The sequence below is a fragment of the Rhodococcus sp. NPDC006774 genome (genome assembly GCF_040636045.1).
Lineage (GTDB): Bacteria > Actinomycetota > Actinomycetes > Mycobacteriales > Mycobacteriaceae > Rhodococcoides.
The window spans coordinates 299,959-324,992 of sequence record NZ_JBEYIW010000005.1 but is presented as its reverse complement, the minus strand read 5'-3'; the positions used below and the strand labels follow the sequence as shown (position 1 = coordinate 324,992).

At 65.6% G+C, this 25,034-nt stretch carries 19 protein-coding genes and 1 tRNA gene; 10 read left to right on the top strand and 10 right to left on the bottom strand.

Annotated features, from left to right (window positions below; all coding sequences use genetic code 11):
• Nucleotides 1-152 precede the first annotated feature (152 nt).
• The 3 genes from ABZ677_RS10825 to ABZ677_RS10815 form a co-directional block, all read right to left on the bottom strand.
• On the bottom strand, nt 153-1,604 hold the full coding sequence (locus ABZ677_RS10825) for a glutamate synthase subunit beta (protein ID WP_037195349.1): 1,452 nt from the start codon (nt 1,602-1,604) through the stop codon (nt 153-155).
• Entirely contained in the window at nt 1,597-6,186 is a 4,590-nt protein-coding gene (gene gltB / locus ABZ677_RS10820; protein WP_358369144.1) for a glutamate synthase large subunit, read from the bottom strand. Before gltB ends, ABZ677_RS10825 begins: the two co-directional genes overlap by 8 nt.
• A gap of 413 nt (nt 6,187-6,599) precedes the next feature.
• Nucleotides 6,600-6,685, bottom strand: a tRNA-Leu gene (locus ABZ677_RS10815).
• Between the two features lie 207 nt (nt 6,686-6,892).
• On the opposite strand from ABZ677_RS10815, the gene ABZ677_RS10810 reads away from it, so the two are divergent.
• The 7 genes from ABZ677_RS10810 to pknB all read left to right on the top strand — a co-directional run bounded on the left by ABZ677_RS10810 (nt 6,893) and on the right by pknB (nt 16,581).
• On the top strand, nt 6,893-8,332 hold the full coding sequence (locus tag ABZ677_RS10810; protein WP_094740514.1) for a DUF3662 and FHA domain-containing protein: 1,440 nt from the start codon (nt 6,893-6,895) through the stop codon (nt 8,330-8,332).
• Nucleotides 8,333-8,500: 168 nt separating this feature from the next.
• Nucleotides 8,501-8,965 (top strand): FHA domain-containing protein, encoded by a 465-nt coding sequence (locus tag ABZ677_RS10805; protein WP_037195344.1) that lies wholly within the window; start codon nt 8,501-8,503, stop codon nt 8,963-8,965.
• On the top strand, nt 8,962-10,401 hold the full coding sequence (locus ABZ677_RS10800) for a PP2C family serine/threonine-protein phosphatase (RefSeq protein WP_094740513.1): 1,440 nt from the start codon (nt 8,962-8,964) through the stop codon (nt 10,399-10,401). Before ABZ677_RS10805 ends, ABZ677_RS10800 begins: the two co-directional genes overlap by 4 nt.
• Entirely contained in the window at nt 10,398-11,855 is a 1,458-nt protein-coding gene (locus tag ABZ677_RS10795) for an FtsW/RodA/SpoVE family cell cycle protein (protein WP_037195339.1), read from the top strand. The genes ABZ677_RS10800 and ABZ677_RS10795 overlap by 4 nt, the downstream gene beginning before the upstream one ends.
• Nucleotides 11,852-13,336 carry a penicillin-binding protein 2 gene (locus tag ABZ677_RS10790; RefSeq protein WP_037195336.1) on the top strand — a complete coding sequence of 495 codons (1,485 nt, stop codon included), beginning with the start codon at nt 11,852-11,854 and terminating at the stop codon, nt 13,334-13,336. Before ABZ677_RS10795 ends, ABZ677_RS10790 begins: the two co-directional genes overlap by 4 nt.
• Nucleotides 13,337-13,342: 6 nt before the next feature.
• Nucleotides 13,343-14,644: a serine/threonine-protein kinase gene (locus ABZ677_RS10785; RefSeq protein ID WP_358369138.1), complete on the top strand. Its 1,302-nt coding sequence runs from the start codon at nt 13,343-13,345 to the stop codon at nt 14,642-14,644.
• The gene (gene pknB, locus ABZ677_RS10780) at nt 14,641-16,581 is read left to right on the top strand and encodes a Stk1 family PASTA domain-containing Ser/Thr kinase (protein ID WP_358369135.1); all 1,941 of its coding nucleotides are present in this window, start codon (nt 14,641-14,643) and stop codon (nt 16,579-16,581) included. The genes ABZ677_RS10785 and pknB overlap by 4 nt, the downstream gene beginning before the upstream one ends.
• 16 nt (nt 16,582-16,597) lie before the next feature.
• On the opposite strand, the gene ABZ677_RS10775 is transcribed toward pknB, so the two are convergent.
• Both ABZ677_RS10775 and ABZ677_RS10770 read right to left on the bottom strand, forming a co-directional pair.
• The gene (locus ABZ677_RS10775; protein ID WP_358369132.1) at nt 16,598-17,239 is read right to left on the bottom strand and encodes an aminodeoxychorismate/anthranilate synthase component II; all 642 of its coding nucleotides are present in this window, start codon (nt 17,237-17,239) and stop codon (nt 16,598-16,600) included.
• A 13-nt stretch (nt 17,240-17,252) separates the two neighbouring features.
• Entirely contained in the window at nt 17,253-17,999 is a 747-nt protein-coding gene (locus ABZ677_RS10770) for a DUF881 domain-containing protein (RefSeq protein WP_037195330.1), read from the bottom strand.
• Nucleotides 18,000-18,201: 202 nt separating this feature from the next.
• Here ABZ677_RS10770 and crgA point away from each other — a divergent pair, with 202 nt between their 5' ends.
• Entirely contained in the window at nt 18,202-18,465 is a 264-nt protein-coding gene (crgA, locus tag ABZ677_RS10765) for a cell division protein CrgA (RefSeq protein WP_032396997.1), read from the top strand.
• 36 nt (nt 18,466-18,501) lie between these two features.
• Nucleotides 18,502-18,987, top strand: a complete 486-nt coding sequence (locus ABZ677_RS10760) for a PH domain-containing protein (protein WP_358369128.1) — start codon at nt 18,502-18,504, stop codon at nt 18,985-18,987.
• Between the two features lie 77 nt (nt 18,988-19,064).
• Here the strand turns inward: ABZ677_RS10760 and ABZ677_RS10755 are convergent, their stop codons facing one another.
• Complete coding sequence (locus tag ABZ677_RS10755; RefSeq protein WP_358369125.1) at nt 19,065-19,994, bottom strand: rhomboid family intramembrane serine protease; 930 nt, start codon at nt 19,992-19,994, stop codon at nt 19,065-19,067.
• 24 nt (nt 19,995-20,018) lie between these two features.
• On the bottom strand, nt 20,019-20,555 hold the full coding sequence (locus ABZ677_RS10750; RefSeq protein WP_094632154.1) for a peptidylprolyl isomerase: 537 nt from the start codon (nt 20,553-20,555) through the stop codon (nt 20,019-20,021).
• Between the two features lie 95 nt (nt 20,556-20,650).
• On the opposite strand from ABZ677_RS10750, the gene ABZ677_RS10745 reads away from it, so the two are divergent.
• Entirely contained in the window at nt 20,651-21,031 is a 381-nt protein-coding gene (locus tag ABZ677_RS10745) for a hypothetical protein (protein WP_143545985.1), read from the top strand.
• Here the strand turns inward: ABZ677_RS10745 and ABZ677_RS10740 are convergent.
• The 3 genes from ABZ677_RS10740 to ABZ677_RS10730 form a co-directional block, all read right to left on the bottom strand.
• Nucleotides 21,026-22,645: an alpha/beta hydrolase gene (locus ABZ677_RS10740; protein ID WP_358369121.1), complete on the bottom strand. Its 1,620-nt coding sequence runs from the start codon at nt 22,643-22,645 to the stop codon at nt 21,026-21,028. The two genes, ABZ677_RS10745 and ABZ677_RS10740, sit on opposite strands and share 6 nt — an antisense overlap.
• A gap of 119 nt (nt 22,646-22,764) precedes the next feature.
• A complete protein-coding gene (locus ABZ677_RS10735; protein WP_230596490.1) occupies nt 22,765-23,763 on the bottom strand; it encodes a GGDEF domain-containing protein in 999 nt (332 codons plus the stop codon).
• Nucleotides 23,764-23,968: 205 nt separating this feature from the next.
• Nucleotides 23,969-24,919: an acyl-ACP desaturase gene (locus tag ABZ677_RS10730; RefSeq protein WP_358369118.1), complete on the bottom strand. Its 951-nt coding sequence runs from the start codon at nt 24,917-24,919 to the stop codon at nt 23,969-23,971.
• Nucleotides 24,920-25,034: the final 115 nt, after the last annotated feature.

Sequence of the window (25,034 nt, the reverse complement as noted above, 5' to 3'; positions counted from 1 at the left end):
ACCACAATGACAGCGGCCTGTGACCATCAGATGCCCACATGGTTAACGGACGTAACCGTGTGGCCGGCGCCGTGAAACGCAGACGAGCTCGACGTTGTGGACGGGATCGGACCGCAATCCGTCCACAACGTCGAGCTCGGCGGGAAAAGCTACTACCGCTGCGGTGCCTGGGTCGGCACGATCGGCGACGGCAGTGCGGTTGCTCCCTGCAGGAAGGTGTCGACGGCGGCCGCGCAGGAGCGGCCCTCGGCGATGGCCCACACGATGAGCGACTGGCCACGACCCATGTCTCCGGCGACGAACACACCGGGGACGTTGGTGACCCACTCGTTGGTGCGCTCGACGTTGCCGCGCTGGTTGAAGTCGACGCCCAGGTCGGTCAGCAGACCGCCCTTGTCCGGTCCGACGAATCCCATGGCGAGCAGCACCAGATCGGCTTCGAGCGTGAATTCACTGCCCTCGACCTTCTCGAACTTGCCTGCCTTGAACTCGACCTCGCAGGCTTCGAGTGCGGTGACCTTGCCGTCTTCGCCGACGAAACGTTCGGTGTTGACCGAGAAGACGCGCTCGCCACCCTCCTCGTGTGCCGAGGCAACCCGGTACATCAGCGGGTACGTCGGCCACGGGGTGGACGTCGCACGCTCCTCGGGCGGGCGGGCCATGATCTCGAACTGGTGGACGCTCTCGGCGCCCTGACGGTGCGAGGTACCGAGGCAGTCGGCGCCGGTGTCGCCGCCGCCGATGATGACGACCTTCTTGCCCTCGGCGCTGACGGGCGGCGCAGCGAAGTCGCCCTGCTGGACGCGATTGGCGTGCGGCAGGAACTCCATGGCCTGGTAGATGCCGTCGAGCTCGCGGCCCTCGATGGGCAGGTCGCGCCATGCGGTGGCACCGCCGGAGAGGACCACGGCGTCGAACTGCTCGCGCAGTTCGTCGGCCGAGATGTCCACGCCCACATCGACACCGGTGCGGAAGACGGTGCCCTCGGCCTCCATCTGCGCCAGCCGACGATCGATGTGGCGCTTCTCCATCTTGAACTCGGGGATGCCGTAGCGCAGCAGTCCACCGATGCGATCGGCACGCTCGAACACCGTGACGGTGTGGCCTGCGCGGGTGAGCTGCTGCGCTGCAGCGAGTCCCGCGGGGCCCGATCCGACGACGGCGACGGTCCTACCGGTCAGGTGGGTCGGGTAGACCGGCGTCACCCAGCCTTCTTCGAAGGCCTTGTCGATGATCTCGACCTCGACCTGCTTGATGGTGACCGGATCCTGGTTGATGCCAAGGACACACGACGCCTCGCACGGGGCGGGGCACAACCGTCCGGTGAATTCCGGGAAGTTGTTGGTGGCGTGCAGCCGATCGATGCTGTCGCGCCAGCGGTCCTTGAACACCAGGTCGTTCCACTCGGGAATCAGGTTCCCCAGTGGGCAACCGTTGTGGCAGAACGGGATACCGCAGTCCATGCATCGACTTGCCTGGGTGCGCAGGGTGTCCTTCGAGAAGTCTTCGTAGACCTCTTTCCAGTCCATCAGGCGCAGGTCGACGGGCCGCCGCTTGGGCACCTCGCGAACCGTGTTCTTCAGAAATCCCTGTGGGTCACCCACGAGCTGCCTCCATGATCGCTTCGTCCACGTCCGCGCCGTTCTTCTCGGCTTCGGAGATGGCCAGCAGTACCTTCTTGTAGTCGCGAGGCATGACCTTCACGAAATGGTTCACCTGCTGTGACCAATCCGCGAGGATCCGCTCGGCCACCTCGGAGCCGGTCTGCTCCTGATGGCGAGTGACGATGTCGCGGAGCCAGGTGAACTCGTCACCCTCGAGCTCCTCGATGTCGACCAGCTCGGTGTTGAGGTTGGCCTCGAACGTCTTGTTGGGATCGAAGACGAACGCGACGCCACCGGACATACCGGCACCGAAGTTACGGCCCGTCGTGCCCAGAATGACGACCTTGCCGCCGGTCATGTACTCGCAGCCGTGATCGCCGACGCCTTCGACGACGGCAACGGCACCGGAGTTACGAACCGCGAAGCGCTCACCGACGACGCCGCGGATGAGAGCCTCACCGCTGGTGGCGCCGAACAGGAACACGTTTCCGCCGATGATGTTGTCCTCGGCGACGAATCCCTTCGGGGCGTTCAACGACGGCCGCAGCACGAGATGTCCGCCGGACAGTCCCTTGCCGACGAAGTCGTTGGCGTCCCCGTTCAGGCGGAGCGTCATCCCGGACGGGACGAACGCGCCGAAGCTGTTGCCTGCCGAGCCGGTGAACGTGATCTCGATGGTGTCGTCCGGCAGTCCGACGCCGCCGTACGCCTTGGTGACCTCGTGCCCGAGCATCGTGCCGACGGTGCGGTTGACGTTGGTGATCTTGGACTCGAACGCGACCTTCTCGCCCTTGTCCAACGCATTGCGGCTGGCCGCGATGAGCTGCTGATCGAGTGCCTTGTCGAGACCGTGATCCTGGACGCCGGTGTTGTAGAGGTTCTGGTTCATGAACGCCGACTCGACCTCTTCGAGGATCGGCGACAGATCCAGCTTCGACGCCTTCCAGTGCTCCTTGGCCGCGGTGGTGTCCAGCAGACCCACCTGACCGACGGCCTCGTCGAGCGTGCGGAATCCGAGCTCGGCCATGAGCTCGCGAACCTCTTCGGCGATGAACATGAAGAAGTTCTCGACGAACTCCGGCTTGCCCGCGAAACGCTTGCGCAGCAACGGGTTCTGCGTCGCGACACCCACGGGGCAGGTGTCGAGGTGGCAGACGCGCATCATGATGCAGCCCGAGACGACGAGCGGAGCGGTGGCGAAACCGAACTCCTCGCCGCCGAGCAGAGCGGCAACCATGACGTCGCGGCCGGTCTTGAGCTGACCGTCCACCTGCACGACGATGCGGTCGCGAAGTCCGTTGAGCAGCAACGTCTGCTGGGTCTCGGCCAAACCGAGCTCCCACGGCCCACCCGCGTGCTTGACCGACGTCAGCGGCGTCGCGCCGGTGCCGCCGTCGTGACCCGAGATGAGCACCACGTCGGCGTGCGCCTTGGAGACACCGGCCGCGACCGTTCCGACGCCGACCTCGGAGACCAGCTTCACGTGGATGCGGGCCTGCGGGTTGGCGTTCTTCAGGTCGTGGATCAGCTGCGCGAGATCCTCGATCGAGTAGATGTCGTGGTGCGGCGGCGGCGAGATCAGGCCGACGCCGGGCGTCGAATGCCGAACCTCGGCGACCCACGGGTACACCTTGTGCGCCGGAAGCTGGCCGCCCTCACCGGGCTTGGCTCCCTGCGCCATCTTGATCTGGATGTCGGTGCAGTTGGTCAGGTAGTGCGAGGTGACGCCGAAACGTCCCGACGCGACCTGCTTGATGGCACTGCGTCGCCAGTCGCCGTTCTCGTCCGGCTCGAACCGCGAGACGTCCTCGCCGCCCTCACCGGAGTTCGAGCGCCCGCCGAGACGGTTCATGGCGATGGCGAGGGTCTCGTGCGCCTCGGCCGAGATGGAGCCGTAGCTCATCGCACCCGTCGAGAAACGCTTGACGATCTCGCTGGCCGGCTCGACCTCGTCGATCGAAATGGCTTGCCGCTCTTCGGTCTTGAAGCGGAACAGACCACGCAGCGACGCGAGTCGCTCGGACTGGTCGTCGACCATCTTCGTGTATTCCTTGAAGATGTCGTACTGGCCGGTGCGGGTGGAGTGCTGCAGCTTGAACACCGTGTCCGGGTTGAAGAGGTGGTACTCCCCTTCGCGACGCCACTGGTACTCGCCACCGGTCTCGAGCTCGCGGTGCGCGCGCTCCTGACGGTTGTCGAGGTACGCGACGGCGTGCCGCGCTGCGACGTCGTCGGCGACCTGATCGAGATCGATGCCGCCGAGGTGGCTGTTGAGGCCGGTGAAGTACTCGTCGACCAGTTCCTGCGAGAGGCCGATGACCTGGAACAGCTGAGCTCCGGTGTACGACGCGAGGGTCGAGATGCCCATCTTGGACATCACCTTGAGCACACCCTTGCCCGCGGCCTTGATGTAGTTGGTGACGGCCTTGTCGAACTCGATGTCGGTGAGGGCGCCACGCTCGATCATGTCCTCGATGGACTCGAACGCCATGTACGGGTTGACCGCGGCGGCACCGAAACCGATGAGCAGAGCCATGTGGTGCACCTCGCGGGCGTCACCGGCCTCGATGATCAGGCCGACCTTGGTGCGGGTCCGCTCGCGGACCAGATGGTGGTGCACCGCGGCGGTGAGGAGCAGCGACGGAATCGGAGCGAGCTTCTCGCTGGACTCGCGGTCCGAGAGCACGATGATCCGGGCGCCACCCGAGATGGCTGCGGAAACCTGAGCGCGAATGGCCTCCAACGACTTTCGGAGGCCCTCACCGCCCTCGGCCACCGGGTAGAGACCGCGCACGACCACCGAGCGCAGCTCTTCCTGAGTGCCCTCGTCGTTGATGTGGACGAGCTTGGCGAGGTCGTCGTTGTGCAGGATCGGCTGCGGAAGCACGATCTGCTTGCAGCTGTCGGCACCCGGGTTGAGCAGATCGCCCTCGGGTCCGATGGTGCCGCCGAGGCTGGTGACGATCTCCTCGCGGATGGCATCGAGCGGCGGGTTGGTGACCTGCGCGAACAGCTGCGAGAAGTAGTCGAACAGCATCCGCGGGCGAGCCGACAGTACGGCGATCGGGGTGTCGGTACCCATGGAACCGATGGCCTCGGCACCGGACTTCGCCATGGGCGAGACCAGCACGTTCAGTTCCTCGGTGGTGTACCCGAAGATCTGCTGACGGATGAGCACGCGGTCGTGCGGCATGTGCACGTGCGGACGCTCGGGCAGATCGTCGATCGAGGTCAGGCCCTCGTCGAGCCACTGCTGGTACGGATGCTCGGCGGCGAGCTCGTCCTTGATCTCGTCGTCGGAGACGATGCGGCCCTGCGCGGTGTCCACCAGGAACATGCGGCCCGGCTGCAGGCGAACCTTGCGGACGACCTTGGACGGATCGATGTCGAGAACGCCGACCTCGGAGGCCATGACGACCAGACCGTCGTCGGTGACCCACAGCCGGCTCGGGCGCAGGCCGTTGCGGTCCAGGACCGCGCCGATGACGGTGCCGTCGGTGAAGCACACCGATGCCGGTCCGTCCCAGGGCTCCATCAGCGAGGAGTGGTACTTGTAGAACGCCCGACGAGCGGGGTCCATGGACTCGTGCCGCTCCCACGCCTCGGGAATCATCATGAGCACGGCGTGCGGCAGACTGCGTCCACCGAGGTGCAGCAGCTCGAGCACCTCGTCGAAACGTGCTGTGTCACTTGCTCCGTGAGTGACCACGGGGAAGATCTTCTCGAGTGCCTCGGAGCCGCCGAACACGTCGGAGGTGATGAGCGCCTCGCGGGCACGCATCCAGTTCTCGTTACCGGTGGCGGTGTTGATCTCGCCGTTGTGGGCGACGCGTCGGAACGGATGCGCCAGCGGCCACGACGGGAACGTGTTGGTCGAGAAGCGCGAATGCACAAGTCCCAGTGCGCTTTCGACGCGCTCGTCCTGCAGGTCGAGGTAGAAGCCCTTGAGCTGAGGCGTGGTCAGCATGCCCTTGTAGACGAAGGTCTGCGAGGACAGTGACGGGAAGTACACGGTCTCGCGGCCGGGGCCGTCCTTGCCCGCGCCCTCTTCGCCCAGCTCGTGCTCGACGCGCTTGCGGATGACGAACGCACGAAGCTCGAGTTCGAGGTCGGTGATCGACGCGTCGGGGGCAGCGAGGAACAGCTGACGGAAGGTCGGCATCGCATCGCGCGCCAGAGCGCCGAGGGAGGAGTCGTCGGTGGGAACCTCACGCCAACCGAGGACCGTCAGGCCCTCGTTCTCGACGATGCGCTCGACACCCTCGCAGGCGCGTGCTGCGTCGCTGCGGCCCTGCGGAAGAAATGCGACACCGGTTGCGTACGCGCCGGGCGCGGGGAGCTCGAAATCTACGACGGCGCGGAAGAACGCGTCCGGAACCTGGATCAGAATGCCCGCACCGTCACCGGTGTTCGGTTCGGAGCCGGCAGCACCGCGGTGCTCGAGGTTGACCAGGGCGGTGATCGCCTTCTCGACGATGTCGCGACTGCGTCGACCGTGCATGTCCACCACGAACGCGACACCACAGGAGTCGTGTTCGTTGGCGGGATCGTAGAGGCCTTGCGGGCCCGGAGTGTGCTTCATACCTAGCCTTCGGATAAGTCCAGCCTTGATACTCGTCGGCGACGGTGTGGTGTAACCGGCTGCACGAACGGCCTGCGGTGCGTCCTCGCCGTTGAAGCTGCACCTGTCGATCGTCGACGCTTTCCTCTGCACGAGCAGGTAGGCGCGTGGTAGAAAAGTGAGGTCGGGCGGATCCGGCCGTGGTGAGGCCGATCCAACTACGAACGATAAGTCAGTACCTGGGTGCCCCCGCAAATAAGGTAAGCCTATTATGGGCTCTCACCTGCGAATTTCCGTATACGAGACGTCCTCGGGACCGGCACTTCGACTCCACTGCCGACATCGGCCGAAAATCACACGCCTGTAAGACGATTCGATGCAGAACACGCGGAAAAAACTACTGGCCGCAGCGATCGAATCAGCTGCGGCCAGTGTGGTGGGCGGAGGGGGACTTGAACCCCCACGTCCCGAAGGACACTGGCACCTGAAGCCAGCGCGTCTGCCATTCCGCCACCCGCCCGGGTGACGGCGAGAACACTAACACGCACCATGCCGCGCTCGAAAATCGCCACTTCGAGCTGCCGGCAGCCGACGGCGGCGGGCAGTCCCCGTCGGCGGCACCGTATATCATGCTTGCAGCGCGACTTCGTGATGACACGCGGCCGTCGCGGCCTGCACACCAGCAGGCACCACACGGTGGAAGAACACAGTGAGAGGAGGGGTCACGATGGGCATCGTTCAACGTTTCGAGCGCAAGCTCCAAGGCGCTGTCGGCGACGTCTTCGCCCGCGTGTTCGGCGGAGGCGTCGTACCGGCGGAGGTGGAGGCAGCGCTTCAGCAGGAGGCGTCGGATCTGGTTCGGCCCCTCGAGGGCGGGCACCTCCTGGCACCCAACAGCTACGTCATCACCATCAACAGCTCGGACCACGACGAGCTCGCCGGTGACCGAGCACTCACGGTCAAGGCGTTCTCGCGCCACCTCGACGATTACATCCGCGATCAAGGCTGGCAGACCTACGGCGACGTGGTGGTTCGCTTCGAGCCGTCACCCACCCTTCACACCGGGCAGTTCCGTGCCAGTGGCTCGGTCGATCCCGATGTGGGACGATCGGCGACTGCTGCGCGGAACGAGTCCGCACAGCAGGGCGCGTCGGCACAAGCAGCACCGAGTCCCGTCCCTTCAGCTACGCAGCGACCGTCTGCCCCACCGATGTCGATACCAGGAGCCGGCCACATGACGCAGAACCCAGGCTACGACCCGCAGCGCGACCCCGCGGACGGTCATCGTCCCGATCCGCGCGCGCGCAACGGTTACGCCGGTGGCCAGGATCCGCGCTACCCCGCACGTGAGCAGAACGCACGTGAGCAGAACGGGTACGACGCTCAGGCCTACGCACCGGCCGATCACGACCCGCGCTACGACCAGCAGGCGTACAACGGCGGTTACGACGAGCAGCCGTACCCCGAGCAGGGTCAGGCCTACAGCGCAGCCGGCCAGGACCAGGGCTACGACCCCCACGCCTACGGTGCGCCCGGCGGCCAGGACCAGGGCTACGACGCGCAGGCCTACAACGCGCAGGGGTACGACGGCCAGGCGTACGACGCACAGGGTTACAACGGCCAGGGCTACGACTACAACGCCGCCGAGCAGGGTGCTGCGTACTCCGAGGCCCCCTACCAGGAGCAGGCGTACAACGACCAGGCCGGTCGGTACGCCGAGCCCCAGGCCGCCGGATACCAGCAGCCCGGCTACCAGCAGCCCGGTTACGACTACCCGCCCGCTCCGGCCGCCTACGGTCGTGGCTACCCACAGGGCGCGGGGGACCGCGGCGACGGGTACGGCTACGACCAGCCCGCCTCGTACGCAGGTCAGAGTCAGGCGCTCGCCGCGACGCTGCAGCTCGAGGACGGCAGCGGCCGCTACTACCAGCTCCGTGACGGTCAGAACATCATCGGCCGGGGCCAGGACGCACAGTTCCGACTCCCCGACACCGGCGTCTCGCGTCGACACATCGAGATCCGGTGGGACGGCCGCGTGGCCATGCTCTCCGATCTCGGTTCCACCAACGGCACCACCGTCAACGGTGCCCCGGTGCAGGACTGGCAATTGGCCGACGGCGACGTCATTCGGGCCGGCCACTCCGAAATCCTGGTCCGGATCGTCTGACGATCCTCGTGGGCTCGGGTGGGGGTTCGACTCGCACTCTCGTCCACCCGTATGTCGTCCACACGAGCTGCTTCACCCTATGATGCTGCGAGGCAACCATGTCTGCCGCGCCGCGGCTCTGTGCGTGGGCGGGATGCAGGTCGATTGCGAAGGAGGAGGTGAATCGTCGTGCAGGGATTGATTCTGCAACTGACAAGGGCGGGCTTCCTGCTGTTGTTGTGGTTCTTCGTCTGGGCCGTCCTTCGCACCTTGCGCAGTGACATCTACGCGGCCGCAGGCATGCGAGTGCCTGCTCGCTACTCCGGCGGTTCGAAAGTTCTTCCGTCGTTCAACAAGCAGAAGGTGGCCAAGTACCTCGTGGTGACCCAGGGCGGTCTCGCCGGAACGCGCATCTCGCTCGGCACGCAGCCCGTCCTCATCGGACGCGCGGACGACTCCACTCTCGTTCTGACAGACGACTACTCGTCGACGCGGCATGCGCGCATCTCGCCCCGCGGCGGTGATTGGTACGTCGAGGACCTCGGTTCGACCAACGGCACCTACCTCGACCGCGCGAAGGTGACCACCGCCGTTCGCGTCCCCTTGGGAACCCCTGTCCGCGTCGGCAAGACCGTGATCGAGTTGCGCCCGTGACCCTCGTCCTTCGCTATGCCGCCCGCAGTGATCGCGGTCTGGTTCGATCCAACAACGAGGACTCCGTGTACGCCGGCGCTCGCCTACTGGCGCTGGCCGACGGCATGGGCGGTCACGCCGCCGGTGAAGTGGCCTCGCAGTTGATGATCGCCGCACTGGCTCATCTCGACGACGACGAGCCGGGCGAGGATCTGCTGGGCAAGCTCGAAGCAGCCACCCGCGAAGGCAACGCGTCCATCGCAGATCAGGTCGAGGACGAACCCGAGCTCGACGGCATGGGGACCACGCTGACCGCAATCCTGTTCGCGGGCAAGCGAATCGGGCTGGTGCACATCGGCGATTCGCGCGCGTACATGCTGCGCGACGGCTCGCTCACCCAGATCACCCGAGACGACACCTTCGTTCAGTCCCTCGTCGACGAGGGACGCATCACCGCCGAGCAGGCGCACACACACCCGCAGCGCTCCTTGATCATGCGTGCCCTCACCGGCAACGAGATCGAACCGACGCTCACCGTTCGGGAAGTACGTGCGGGTGACCGATACCTGCTGTGCTCCGACGGCCTCTCGGACGTCGTCAGCGACGAGACCATCGAGAACACCATGAACGAGGGTGAGACGGGGCCCTGCGCAGATCGTCTCATCGAACTCGCGCTTCGCAGTGGCGGTCCGGACAACGTGACGGTCGTCGTGGCCGACGTGATCGACCTCGACTACGGACAGAGCCACCCCATCCTCGGCGGTGCCGCCAGCACCGAAGACGAGGAGGACGCCCCTCCGCCCAACACCGCAGCAGGGCGCGCCGCAGCGATGCGGCCACCGCGTACGACGCCCAAACGCGTCACCGCACCGGTCGTCACGCCCGAGAAGAAGTCGCACAAGCTGCGCTGGACGTTGATCGCCCTGACCCTGGTGGTGCTGGCGGGAATCGGTGCGCTGGTGGCCAATTCGATCATCAAGGGCAACTACTACGTCGGTGCCGACAACAGCAAGGTCACCGTGCTGCGCGGGCTTCCCGGCTCGGTACTCGGCTACTCGTTGCAGAGCGTCGAGCTGATCGGCTGCCTCGACGACGACGGAGCCGTCACGCTGACCGCACCGGATGCCGCTCCGGCGGACTGCGTTCCGTTCGAGATCGACGATCTTCTGCCCGCCGCACGCGAGCAGGTCACGGCCGGCCTGCCGTCGGGATCTCTCGACGATGCGCGCGGCCAGGTCGAGCGGTTGGCCTCCGGGGACCTGCTTCAGGTCTGCGAGACCGAGCCGGTCGTCACCACGACCGTCGAACCGACTCCGACGGCGATCATCCCGCCGCCCGCGGCACCGCTGCCGCCCACGGTCGAACCCACTGCGGAACCAGCACCGACGACCACAGCGGCACCGACACCGACGGTTCCGCAGATTCCCGGCCAGAACTGCAGGACCGGTACTCGATGAGTTCCAATCCGTCCGCGGGAGGGTCCTTTCCGAGTCCGCCCGAAGGATTCGCGCCAGCACCGATTCAATCGAACCGGCGCGGCGTCGAACTGCTTCTGCTCGGGGCCGCCGTCCTGATCACCACGATCTCGCTGGTACTGGTCGAAGCCAGTCAGGAACAGACCATCACCTGGGATCTGGCGAAGTACGCGGTCGCGTATCTCGCGCTGATGACAGTGGCGCACCTGGCCGTGCGACGCTTCGCGCCCTACGCGGATCCGCTGCTGCTGCCGATCGTGGCGCTGCTCAACGGACTCGGTCTGGTGCTCATTCATCGCCTCGACCTGGCCGACGAGCAGCAGGCTCAATATCTCGGAAACCCCATTCCGTCGCCCGATGCCAACCAGCAGGTGCTGTGGACCACGCTGGCCATCGCCGGCTTCGTCGCCCTGCTGGTGCTGTTGCGCGATTACCGCACCCTGGCTCGCTACGGCTACACCGTCGGACTCGCCGGACTGGTACTCCTGGCCATCCCGGCGATGCTGCCGTCGGCATTCTCCGAGGTCAACGGATCGAAGATCTGGATCAGGCTGCCCGGCTTCAGTATTCAGCCCGGCGAGTTCGCGAAGATCCTGCTGCTCATCTTCTTTGCATCGCTGCTGGTCGCCAAGCGTGAACTGTTCACCGTCGCAGGCAAGCACTTCCTCGGCATGGACTTCCCGCGAGCGCGCGATCTGGGGCCGATCCTGGTCGTCTGGATCGTCTCGGTCGGCGTGCTGGTGTTCGAGAAGGACCTCGGCACGTCGCTGCTGATCTTCGGAACCGTCCTGGTGATGATCTACATCGCCACCGAACGCGTCGGTTGGTTGATCATCGGTTTCGGGCTGCTGCTAGTCGGGTTCCTGTTCGCGTACCAGGTGTTCGGCCACGTCAAGATCCGCACCGACACCTGGCTGCACCCGTTCGACGACTACAACGACACCGGCTATCAGATCGTCCAGTCGATGTTCAGCTTCGCCACGGGCGGGTTGGCAGGCACCGGACTCGGTAGTGGTCGCCCCTCCCAGGTTCCGTTCGCCAAGACGGACTTCATCATCGCCACGGTCGGCGAAGAGCTGGGCCTCATCGGCCTGACCGCGGTCCTGATCCTGTACTTGCTGTTCATCATTCGCGGCATGCGTACAGCGCTGGCCGTTCGCGACAGCTTCGGCAAACTGCTGGCCGCGGGGTTGTCGTTCACCATTGCCATCCAGCTGTTCGTCGTCGTCGGCGGCGTCACCAAACTCATCCCACTCACCGGCCTCACCACGCCGTATCTGTCCTACGGAGGATCGTCGCTTCTCGCCAACTACCTGCTCCTCGCGCTGCTGATCAAGATCTCCGACGCAGCCCGTGAGCCGGCAAAGCCCAAGAAGAAGCCCGCCCCGGCGGCGCCCATCGCGGAGGCACCGACCGAGATGGTGAAGCGCGCATGAACACTCCCCTGCGCCGCGTGTCCATCGCCGTGATGGTCATGGTCGTCGCGTTGCTCGCCAACGCCACCTACCTTCAGGTCATCAAGGCCGACGATCTGCGCACCGACCCGAGAAACTCACGAGTGCTGCTCGACGAGTACTCACGCCAGCGCGGTCAGATCTCGGCAGGCGGCCAGGTGCTCGCATCCTCGGTCCCCACCGAAGACCGCTACAAGTACCTGCGCACGTACCCCCAGAATTCGATCTCCCCGGCCAGCCCGCAGGCCAACGCGCCGATCACCGGCTACTACTCGATGCTGTACTCGAGCAGCGGCCTCGAACGCGCCGAGGACCCCGTACTCAACGGATCCGACGACCGGCTCTTCGGCGGACGACTGTTCGACCTCATCTCCGGCCGAGATCCCCGCGGCGGCAACGTGGTCACCACCATCGATCCCGTCGTTCAGCAGGTCGCCTACGACCAGCTGACCGCCAAGGGATACACCGGCTCCGTCGTGGCCCTCGACCCGGCCACCGGCAACATCCTGGCCATGGCCAGCACCCCCAGCTACGACCCGAACCTCCTGGCCAGCCACGACGGCAGCACCACCACCGCGGCATGGGAGAACCTGAGCAACGATCCCGAGAAGCCGATGGTCAACCGGGCGATCTCGCAGACCTACCCACCCGGATCGACGTTCAAGGTGATCACCACCGCAGCCGCACTCGAAGCGGGCGCGACACCGGACGATCAACTCACGGCCGCGTCGAACATCACGTTGCCGGGAACCTCGACGACGCTGGAGAACTACAACGGTTCGACGTGCGGCGGCGGCCAGACGGCAACGCTGAGAGAAGCTTTCGCACGCTCGTGCAACACCGCCTTCGTCGAGCTCGGCATCGACACCGGGGCCGACAAGATGCGCGAGACCTCGGCGGCGTTCGGCATCGGTGAGAACACCACCATTCCGCTCACCGTCGCCGACAGCACCATCGGACCCATCGACGACGACGCCGCCCTCGGTCAATCCAGCATCGGCCAGCGCGACGTGGCGCTGACCCCGCTGCAGGACGCCGTCATCGCTGCCACCGTGGCCAACGACGGTGTGCGAATGGCCCCGAACCTGGTGCAGCAGCTGCAGTCTCCCGACCTGTCGGACCTGTCGAGCTACCAGCCCAAGGCCATGGGCCAGGCGATCAGCTCCACCACCGCGGCGACGCTGAAAGACCTGATGATCGGCTCCGAGAACAACACCAGCGGCGAGGGCAAGATCCCCGGGGTACAGATCGCATCGAAAACCGGTACAGCAGAACATGGTTCCGACCCGCGAAACACCCCGCCGCACGCGTGGTACATCGGATTCGCACCCGCCGACGACCCCAAGGTCGCCATCGCCGTCATCGTCGAGGACGGCGGCGACCGCGCCCTCGCCGCGACCGGTGGATCCGTGGCCGCACCCATCGGCCGCGCCGTCATCGCAGCCGCATTGCAGGGGAGGTGACATGACGTGCCACTGAGCAACGGAGCTGTCATCGCGCAGCGCTATCGACTGCTGCGACTCATCGCCACCGGCGGCATGGGTCAGGTGTGGGAAGCAATGGACAACCGCCTCGATCGCCGAGTCGCGGTCAAGGTGCTCAAGGCCGAGTTCTCCGAGGACCCGGAGTTCCTGCAGCGCTTCAGGTTCGAGGCACGCACCACCGCGCAGCTGAACTACCCCGGAATCGCCGGGGTCTACGACTACGGCGAGACCCGCGACGGCGCGGGCGAATCACTGGCCTACCTGGTGATGGAACTGGTCAACGGTGAGCCGCTCAACGCCGTGTTGGGTCGGATGTCCCGGTTGCCGCTCGGCCATGCCCTCGACATGCTCGAGCAGACCGGCCGTTCCCTGCAGATCGCACACACCGCAGGCGTCGTCCACCGCGACGTCAAGCCGGGCAACATCCTGATCACCCCCACCGGGCAGGTCAAGATCACCGACTTCGGCATCGCCAAGGCCGTCGACGCATCCCCGGTGACCAAGACCGGAATGGTCATGGGCACAGCGCAGTACATCGCCCCCGAGCAAGCACTCGGCGAGGAGGCCACGTCGGCTTCGGACGTCTACTCGCTCGGAGTCGTCGGATACGAAGTACTCGCGGGCACGCGGCCCTTCGTGGGTGACGGAGCGCTGACCGTCGCCATGAAGCACGTCCGCGAGATGCCGGCCCCCATGCCGCTCGACCTGCCCCCGGCCGTGCGGGAACTCATCGAGATCACGATGGTCAAGGACCCGGCCGCGCGCTACGCCAACGGTGGCGAATTCGCCGACGCCGTCGCCGCGGTCCGGGCCGGCCGTCGCCCACCCGCACCCGGAAACTCCCGCGGTACGGGCACCGGCAGGGTCATGATGCCGGGCGTCGTACCCAGCCCTGCGCCGTCGAGCACCCAGATGATGCCGACGTCGCAGCGCGAGTACCGCGGACCGGCCACCGGAACGGCTGCGGGCGCAGTGCCCGAGGCCACCGGAATGTCGTCGGCGCAGAAGGCCCTCGCCTGGGGCGGTGCCGGACTGCTGCTTCTCGCCATCCTCATCGGCGGATACGTGCTGTTGACCGGGGGCAGGGACGACTCGCCGACGCCGTTCGTGCCGCCGACCACCACCACCACGCAGCCGACCACCACCACGACCACGACGACGACCACCACGCAGGAGCCGACGACCACCGAAGAAACCACGACGACCTCGGAACAGCCCACGCAGACGACCACGAGACGGCCGCTGATCGAGATTCCATCCCAGCAAGATCCTCGAGGACAACCATGACGACTCCCCGTACGCTCTCCTCTCGCTACGAGTTGGGCGAGATACTCGGTTTCGGCGGCATGTCCGAGGTTCATCTGGCACGTGACACTCGGCTCGACCGCGACGTCGCCATCAAGGTTCTGCGCGCCGATCTCGCTCGCGACCCCACGTTCTACCTGCGGTTTCGACGCGAAGCCCAGAACGCGGCCGCACTGAACCACCCCGCCATCGTCGCCGTGTACGACACCGGTGAAGCCGAGACCGAAGCCGGTCCGCTCCCGTTCATCGTCATGGAATACGTCGACGGCGACACCCTCCGAGACATCGTGCGCGCCGAAGGACCCATGGCGCCGCGTCGAGCCATGGAGGTCATCGCCGACGTCTGTGCCGCACTCGATTTCAGCCACCGCAACGGAATCGTGCACCGCGACGTCAAACCCGCGAACATCATGATCAACAACGCAGGCGCGGTGAAGGTGATGGACTTCGGCATCGCGCGCGCCATCGCAGATTCCTCGTCGCCGATGACCCAGACGGCAGCCGTCATCGGAACCGCTCAATATCTCTCGCCCGAGCAGGCACGCGGCGAACAGGTCGACGCTCGATCGGACGTCTACTCCCTCGGATGTGTGCTGTTCGAGATCCTCACCGGCGAGCCCCCGTTCAAGGGTGATTCACCGGTCGCCGTCGCCTACCAGCACGTGCGCGAGGATCCTCAGCTGCCGTCGCTGGTCAACGACACGGTGCCGCGCGAACTCGACTCGATCATCCTCAAGGCGATGGCCAAGAACCCCGCCAACCGCTACCAGAGCGCCGCCGAGATGCGCACCGACCTGGTCCGTGTCCTCGGAGGTCAACGGCCGAGCGCCCCGATGGTCATGAACGACGAGGACCGCACCACGATTCTCGGATCGGTCGATTCCCGGCAGGCAGACTTCTCCGGCACGGACAAACCCGCCGCCGTCGCCGCCGCACCCCGTGCGTCGAGGCACGGCGAACCCGAGGATCGACCCAGGAACCGTCGAGGCCTCAAGATCGCGCTGATCTCCGCGGCGTCGATCATCGTCGTCGCGATCGTCGGAGCATTCCTGTGGTCCCTCGGTCCAGGAGCGGATCCCAAGTCCGTCACCGTGCCGTCCGTCGTCGGGCTGGCCTCGGACGAGGCGCAACGGGAGCTGGAGAATGTCGGCCTGCGCGTCACCGTGCAGGAGAAGCCCGACGCCTCGGTGCCGGAGGGGTCGGCGATCGGCACCAACCCGGCCGCGGGGTCGCAGACCGAATCGCCCGGGGACATCCAGCTCGACGTCTCCTCGGGCCCCCAGCAGGTGCAGGTGCCGCGACTGACCGGACGGACGCAACAGGAGGCGTCGGACGCCTTGAACGAGGTGGGCCTCGAACTCGATCCCACCGTCGCCCGTGCGCCGTCGACGCCGGAGAACCTCGACAAGGTCGTCGAGCAGAACCCGTCCTCGGGCGTGAGCATGAACGCCGACTCGCAGGTTCGCATCACGCTCGGTTCGGGACCGGCGCAGGTACGGATGCCCAACGTCGTCGGCCAGCTCGTCGACGTCGCGCAGCCGAACGTCGAGGGTGCCGGGCTCCGCGTCCAGGTACAGAACATCGATTCCAGCCAGCCGGTGGGGCAGGTCGTCTCGACCGACCCCGCCGGTGGTGCCAACGTCGCCGAGAACACCGTCGTGACGTTGCGCGTCTCGAACGGGGACAAGATCCCGATGCCGGACCTCTCCGGCCTCACCGAAGCTCAGGCTCTGACAGCACTGGAATCGGCAGGATGGACCGGAACGGCGTCGAACCTGTCGACATCGAGGCAGTCGACGCTCGACCCACTGATGGTCGGCCGGGTCGTCAACCAGACCCAGCCGGCGGGCTCGGAGATCAGCAAGACCGACACCATCACCGTGAGCATCGGGGCGTTGGGAATCCCCAGCGGCAACTAGCCGCCCCGAGGCCGGCTCAGGCGAAGGCGTCGGCGACCTGAGCTTCGAGCTTGGCGACGAGACCGGGGTCGGTGGGCATCCCGCAGACGGTGAGCCAGTTCGCCAGCATGCGGTGTCCGCCCTCGGTGAGGATGGACTCCGGGTGGAACTGGACGCCGTGAATCGGTAACTCGGTGTGCCTCATCGCCATCACCAGACCGGATTCGGTGCGCCCGATGATCTCGAGTTCGGCCGGGATCGTGTCTTCCCGGACGGTCAGCGAGTGGTAGCGAGTGGCGGTGAAGGGCTCGTTCATGCCCTCGAGAACTCCGACGCCCGAATGGTGCACCAGACTGGTCTTGCCGTGCAGCAGTTCTGGAGCCTTCTCCACGGTTGCGCCGAACGCTGCGCCGATCGCCTGATGACCGAGACAGACCCCGAGCAGGGGCGTCTTCGTGCGAGCACTTGCCGAGACCAGATCCATCGTGGCACCTGCGCGCTGCGGCGTGCCCGGTCCCGGGCTGAGCAGAATTCCGTCGAACCGGCCCGCGACCGCATCGCGGTCGGTGAGGCGCTCGTCGTCGTTACGCCAGACCTCGACATCGGCGTTCAACTGGCCCAGGTACTGGACGAGGTTGAAGACGAAGCTGTCGTAGTTGTCGACGACGAGAATACGCATGCGGACAGCGTACTCAGCGAGGCTGTGCATACCGCATGCGCACCGATTCGGAGTACGCGGGCACCGAGAGGTCCTCGGACGCTGCGACGTCGTAACGGAGGCCGTATCGCAACGCGTACTGCTCGTACAACCGCACACCCGGCTCGTTCTTCAACGCCGCGCGCAGCCGATCCGAATCCCCGATCGCCGTCATCACGTACGGCGGACTGTATGTCCGCCCGCCGAGAAGAAGGGTGTTCCCGATGCAGCGCGGAGCCGACGAGGCCACCAGCCGTTGATCCTGCATCGCGATCGCCGACGCGCCGCCTGCCCACAACGCGTTGAGCACGCTCTGCACATCGACCTGATGAACAACCAGATCGTCGACCGACGCGTCGGACGCATACGAGCCGTCCGGACCACGAGGGGCGTCGGCCATCGTGACGGTCAGACCCCCGCCGGACGCGGGCTCGCGTCCCGCCGCGTCGGCCAGGGAATCGACACGCGCCAACGCGTCGGCGACCTCGGTGTCCCCCGTCGCAGTGCGCTGCTGAATGGACTCGAGCTGCTGCTCGAGCGTGTCCCGGCTCCGCTGGGCATCGTCACTGCTGCGTTGGGCCGCGTCGACCAGATCTGCGAGCCGGGTGGTGTCCCCGCCGCGCAACTCGGTGCCGTCGGATACATGCCTGGTGGTGCCGAGCAGGAGACCGACGACAGCGCACACCGCAACGGCGAGCACCCACCAGCGGGTGTCGGCGGGGGCAGTCGATCGTCGTGTCACGGGTGCTCGCAATTTGTCCGGTGGGTCGGTGCTGGGCTCACCTGCGTTAGCGTGTACAGCAACCGGTCGGTGACCGTCACGGTCCTCGAGGTCACACTAGCCTGGGGATGCGCGGCATCCGCCGATCCACAGGTTCCGGTCGTCAGTTGTCCACAGGTACGGCCGCAGTGCCACGGGCCGTCACGAACGCGAAGAGGAAGCAATGCCGAAGTCGAAGGTACGGAAGAAGAACGACTACACGATCAACCCGGCGAACCGCACGCCGGTCAAGGTCAACGCCGGGCCGTCACCGGTCTGGTACGTGGTGCTGATGCTGGGATTCATGCTGGTCGGGCTTCTGTGGCTGATCGTCTACTACCTGGCTTCCGAGGACATCGCCTTCATCGGAAACCTCGGTGCCTACAACTTCCTGATCGGCTTCGGGTTCATGGTCGTCGGACTCGTCATGACCATGCGGTGGCGCTGAGAGCCGACCGAGTTACATCGATGTCATTCATCCCCAATGTGGATAAACCCTGTGGATAACTCTACGAACGATCCACAGGGTGTGTACGAACAGCAGTGGGCGACGCCCCTCGTCGCCGTCGCAGCCCTGGTCGTAGGCGGAATCGCCCTCGGAATCGGCGCCGCATTTTCCTCCACCGACGCCGCCGGAACATTCCTCGTCGGCCTCGCAGCCGTCGGAATGTGGATCATCGCCGCACTCGCCGCCGCACAACGCCCGCGACTGGCCATCACCCGCGACGGATCACTGGTGATGAAACGCCTCACCGGAACACGCACCTACACCCGCAACGACATCGTCCGCGTCAAAATCGTGCGATACCCCAGACTCGGCCGACGAGTGCCGATGCTCGAACTCGACATCCGACCACCCGGCGAAGACGACGACAGACTGATCATCTTCGGCCGATGGGACCTCGGAACCGACCCGCGAGACGTATTCGACGCACTCGAAATCCACGGGCTGGTGCCACGCAACACCTGAGCGTCCGGCCCCTGTGGGTTACTCGATGTGACATTCGGTGGACTTTTGGGGGGTCGATGTCACATCGAGTGGACTTGCTAGAGGCCCATCTGGGCGCGCAGGTCGAGGACGCGGATCGCGATGATTCCCAGGGACACCAGAGCGACGGCGATGACCGACAGCCATGCCATGGACACGCCGGCCATGGTTCGTGGTTGTCCGGTGTCTGGGGTTCGGTTGGACAAAAACACCAGACCGGCGGTGGCGGCGGCTCCGGCGACGAGTCCGCCCATGTGTCCCCACAGCGAGATGCTGGGGATCGAGATGCTGATGAAGATGTTCACCGCGATGACGATGAGGATGGGTGCCGGGCTTCGCTTGAGCCGTAGCAGGATGACGGCCTGGGCACCCAGGAGACCGAAGACGGCTCCGGACGCGCCTACGGTGAGCGCCAGTGGGTTCTCCAGCAGCATCACCGACGCACTTCCTCCGAGGAGCGAGAGGAAGTAGACGACCAGGTAGCGGGTTCGGCCAAGCACGAGTTCGACGTCACGACCGATGATGTACAGCGCGAACATGTTCACGAGCAGGTGTATCGGCCCGTAGTGGACGAAGCCGCTGCCGATCAGCCGGAACACATCGCCGTTGGAGACGAGCAAGCTGTTGAGGGTCCAGCTGCGGGCGAGCGCGGATCCGGAGGTGTTGTTCATCGGATCGCCGGACTGCGCCACCGTGATGGCATAGACGATCACGTTGATGGCGATGAGAGCGTATGTCAGCGGGGTCTTGGCGGATCGTGCCATGGGTGCACCGGCGACGGTCTGCGCAGTGCGGACGTTCTTGTTGCCCTCGCGCACACAATCGACGCAGTGCTGTCCGACGGCCGCGGCCTGCAGACACTGCGGGCATGCGGGCCTCCCGCAGCGCGAACAGGCCAGGCCGGTCGGGCGATCGGGATGTCGGACGCACACCGACTGGGGTGGGTTGGGCTGGTCGCCGTACGCGCCACCCCAGCCGGGGTTCGTCATCTTGTCGAAAGTCCTTCGGTCAGATCAGGCGATGGTGATGTTGTTGATGACAACCTCGTCCACCGGGCGATCTCCGCGGCCGACCGGCGTGCTCGAGATCGCGTCGACGACCTTCTTCGACGCCTCGTCGGTGACCTCACCGAAGATGGAGTGCTTGCGGTTGAGGTGCGGGGTCTTGCCGGTGGTGATGAAGAACTGCGAGCCGTTGGTGCCGGGGCCTGCGTTCGCCATGGCCAGCAGGTACGGGCGATCGAAGGACAGTTCCGGGTGGAACTCGTCCTCGAACTTGTAGCCCGGTCCACCGGTACCGGTGCCGGTGGGGTCGCCGCCCTGGATCATGAAGCCGTCGATGACGCGGTGGAAGACTGCGCCGTCGTAGAACGGTCCGGTCTTGGCACCCGACGCGTTCTGCGTCGTGTACTCCTTGGATCCGTCCGCGAGGCCGACGAAGTTCGCGACGGTCTTGGGGGCGTGATTGCCGAACAGTTCGATGACGATATCGCCGCGGTTGGTGTGCAGCGTGGCCGTTTGGGTCTTGTTTGGTGAAGTCACGCCCTCCATCGTGCCATCTCGGGTGATCGGGCAGTTCACAACGGGCGTCGAGTCCGCTGGATCGGGAAGGTTCAGCGGGGGTCGTGTTGTGGAACAGTGAGGGTATGACGAGCACAACGAAGTCCGACCGGGTTCGGTCGTCCACCGGTACCGCAGCATCCGCGCTGCTCGGCGCCGCATCCGCCGCAAGCAAGGGCCCGGCCGGAGTCGGTCTGCTGTTGGCCAGACGAGGTTACGGGCTGGCCCGCAAGCAGGCTGCGCAGCGCCGGGCAGTGACCGCAGAACGCATTGCCGAAGCGAATCGCACCCGAGCGTTGGTCACGGTCGACTCGGGATCGCGTCGGACCAGGCGAATTCTCGTGTTCGGCGCCGCTGCTGCCGTGGTCGGTGGTGTCGTGTTCTTCCTCGGTCGCCGTCGCAACGAGGTGCCCCCGCCCGCCGATGTTCCGCCGAGCCTGGCCGACTACGACGACACGTCGTCATAGGTACAGAACTCTCTGCAGCAGATCGAGCAGACCCGGCCTCGCTCTGACCACGGCCTCCCCGCTGCGATCGGCGACGACCAGCGCGGTATTCCGACCGCTGGTGGAGCCCTCGGTGAGATAGTCGCTGTGCCCGATCGAATCGTGGCCCCCGTCGGAACGCTCCGTGGACAGCACGGTGACTCCGTCCAGTGCGCCTGGATCGCGACCGAATGCACCCAGGTCGGCGACGATATCGCCCTCGGCCTCCGCCGCGAAGACGTGTCCGACGGGAAGCCGAAGATCTGCGACGCTGTGTGTGCCGAATCCCGGTGATCCGAGAGCGACGAAATCGTCGACCCCGGTGTCGTCCCGGAGAGCGGTTGCCGCGGTGAGGGACCCATACGAGTGGGCCAATACCGACAGATGCGGGTCGCTCGCACGTGCGGCGTCGAGGCCGTCCAGGAACGGAACCAGTCGATCCGCTCCCGCCCGCGCCGCCGCATCCGAGGCCACGCTCCGGTCCGGATCGAGCAGGCTCCAACCGAGCTGCGGGGCCTGGTAGTCGAGCCATGTCACCGCAGCCGCAGACTCCGAAACAAGCTGCGACACAGTGTCTTTGACGTTCTCCATGTCGCCGTCGTAACGAAGAAGGTTGCCGTGCACGGTCGAGTCGAGACCGGGCACGAAGACGGCGACATGGGTGGCCGAGTCGACATCGCCCACCGCTACGGCCGCCAGCGTCTCCTCGTACGAAGAATTGTCGAGGACCAGAAGCTGCCGAGCCCCCTGCGCCAGCGTCGCGTCGATCGCATCGAGTGATGCCAGCCGCGTGCGAGTCTGCTCGAGTCCGGCATCGGCGTCACTGAACATGCCGCCGAACACGTTGTCGGCCAACTCTTTCTGCAGTTCGACTTCGACGGCGCGGAGGCGGAGACGCTCGGCGGCCAACACTCGACGGTTCGCGCTGTCACGTACTCGTCCAGGCAGGCCGTCGAGATTGCCGATCAGCGCCGACTGTTCGACCAGCAACCTGGTGCGTGCCGCAGGCGAGAGCGCGCTCCAGAAGGCAGCATTGGCCGCCGGGGACCCATCACGGGGCACCGAAGCGGCAACTGCCGTCGCAACGGAGGCTGCGGAGGTTCCCCCGACGAGGCGTCGGGCAAGGACGTCGTCGAAGTCCGTGGCCGTACGAATCAGCTGCGCGATTCGCTCGGCGAGCTCCTCACGGCATCGACGTCGCTCTCGCATCGTCGACCACAGATCCAGGAGGGCAACCGAATACGACGCGCCGGCGTCCGACACCGAGCCGTCGGAGCCGACCGCGAATCGCTCCTCCGCCGCCGTCTGCTCCACCGAGCGGAGCGCAGTGACCAGACTCTGCATGTCGATCGACGCATCCGCGGTGCATGTCGCGATCCGAAGCAACTCGGCTGCGGCGTCTCCCAGATCGGACCGGATGCGTCTCATCGCCTCCCGTGCCGCCTCGGCCGCGGGACCGTCCCACCCTTTGCCCACAATTTCGTCCGTTACCGAATCGTGGACGGCAGCCACCTCTCGCCACCGCCGCATCAGGCTTTCGGACGCGGCGACCAGCACTCGGCTGTCCCATGACCTGAATTCGTCGAGAGTGACCATCGCGTATCCCCCGCAGCATCGTCGTTGCCGACGAGTCAACGCGAGAAGTACACCTCGCCGAGAAATCTATCCCCAGCCTGTGGATGAAATCTGGGGATCAACGGTGCGTCGAGTGAGTGCTACTGCGCAATTCTGCGGATCGGGCCGCTGTAACCGGCGTCGGGATCGGACGGCCGACTGGTCCTCGGCGGCCTGCTTCGCTTCGCCCGGTACAGATCGGCGTCGGCTGCGCGATAGATCTCGCCCCAGCGGCGTCCCGCGGGCATGCACGCCAATCCGACGCTCCATTCCGCGCGATGAGCGAGGCGCAGGCGCTCGATGATCTGCCAGGCCTCCTTTTCGAGAACTCCCGGCATGAACAGGACGAATTCGTCTCCGCCGAGCCGACCGAGAACATCCCGTTTGGTCAGCTGCCCCTTCCAGGCCTTCGAGACCCGAGTGAGCAGGACGTCACCGGCAATGTGGCCGTACTCGTCGTTGATCTCCTTGAAATTGTCCAGATCGAGCACGGCGAGACTGACCGACAATCCGCGAGCAGCACACGCCGGCAGCATCTTTTCGATCTTGGACTCGAACCCGAACCTGTTGAGCAGACCGGTCAGGGCGTCGTGCGTCGCGGAATAGCGCATTCGGCGCGCGAAGACACCGAACACCTCGGTCGCACCGACGATGCCGAGCGCCACGAGGATGTAACTGATGAACGGCGTTCCGTACGGCGCGATCGCCGCTCCGATGACCGCCGAAACAGCAAGCACTGCAACCCAAATGCCTGCGTTGCGTTCGGACCAGAACGCACCGATGTGCATACCGAGGAACATTGCGGCCTGCACGCAGATCAAGAACGCGGGCATGGTGTCGCTGCTCCCCAACGCACAGGCGAGTGCCATCACCGACAACGCGGTCGCGAATCCCACCGCCTGTTTGGGGCTCGGCACACCCGCCCTCGCCAGCACCACGATCGCAGCCGGACCCAGAAGCAGAGCCAACGCGGCCAGAACCTGCTGGGCACCGGTCAGATTCGACCACGACGCTATCGCGCTGGCAGCGTAGAGAACCGTGGTGACCGCCGCGAAGACGGCGAGCATGCGGCCGGACTCGTCGAACCTGGGCCTGCTCACCAGTCGATTCCAACCGTGCAAGACCATGATTCGGCCGTCTGGAGGCAGCATTCACCGATGGAGACACCACCACTCACCCGATACCCCCCAGGCACCATCGGCCCTCCCCACGCACTACGGCCATCGCCTCACATGACCCAACGATGCCCGGACTCTAACACCTCCGAGACGCGATCACGACTCTGGCCAGAGAAGATGCAGCAGGTCAGGACGCCTTCTCGGCGCGAGCAGCCTCCCTGGCAAGCAGTCGATCACGTGACTCCTCGAACTTGGTCGCCTTCTCCGCCAAGTCTTCGACGAACGCTGCCAGTCGATCGCGATCCCGCTCGCCCTCACCCGTGAAATCGTTGCGCTCGAAGATCTTCCATTTGCGCAGAACCGGCATCAGCACCTCGTCGAGATGCTGCCGGAGATCGTAGATCCCGTGCTTGGCCAAGGTCATCGCGTTCTTGCGGAAATTGGGCATGTTCAGGCCGGGCATCTGGAAGTCGGTCGCGACATCGGTGATGGCACGAACCATCTGATCGGGCACCAGATCCAGCGACGCCTCACCGAGGTTGCGATAGAAGATCATGTGCAGGTTCTCGTCCGCTGCAACACGAGCCAACATCCGATCCGCCACCGGATCTCCGCACGCCAACCCCGTGTTTCGGTGCGAGACCCGCGTGGCCAGCTCCTGAAACGTCACATACGCCACCGAGTGCAGAAAATTCGCGCCGTCCATCGGCGCATCGATACCCACCGTCATGTGATGCATACGAGCCCGCTCCAACTCCACGGGATCGACGGCACGGGTCACGACCAGATAATCGCGCATGACGATGCCGTGACGGTTTTCCTCCGCAGTCCAGCGCCCCACCCATGTGCCCCACGCACCGTCCAACGAGAAGTTGTCCGCCAACCCCCGGTGATACGACGGCAAGTTGTCCTCGGTCAGCAAATTGGTGATCATCGCCGTACGAGCCACTTCCGACAGCGACGACTGCTCGAGAGACCAGTCCTGCCCACCCATCGCCGCAAAGTTCCGCCCCTGATCCCACGGAACGTAATCATGCGGATGCCATTCCTTAGCCATGGACAGATGGCGATTCAGATTGGCTTCCAGCGTGCCGTCGAGTTCGGTCAACAGCTCTTCATGATCGAGAACACGCGTCATCTGCGGGGCTCCTTCGAAACTCGAGATGCCCGAATCGCCAACCGATCCGAGACAGTGGCGAACACCGCCCGCCGAGATCGAACGACGGCACACCCCCCTGCGGTGCGCCGTCTCG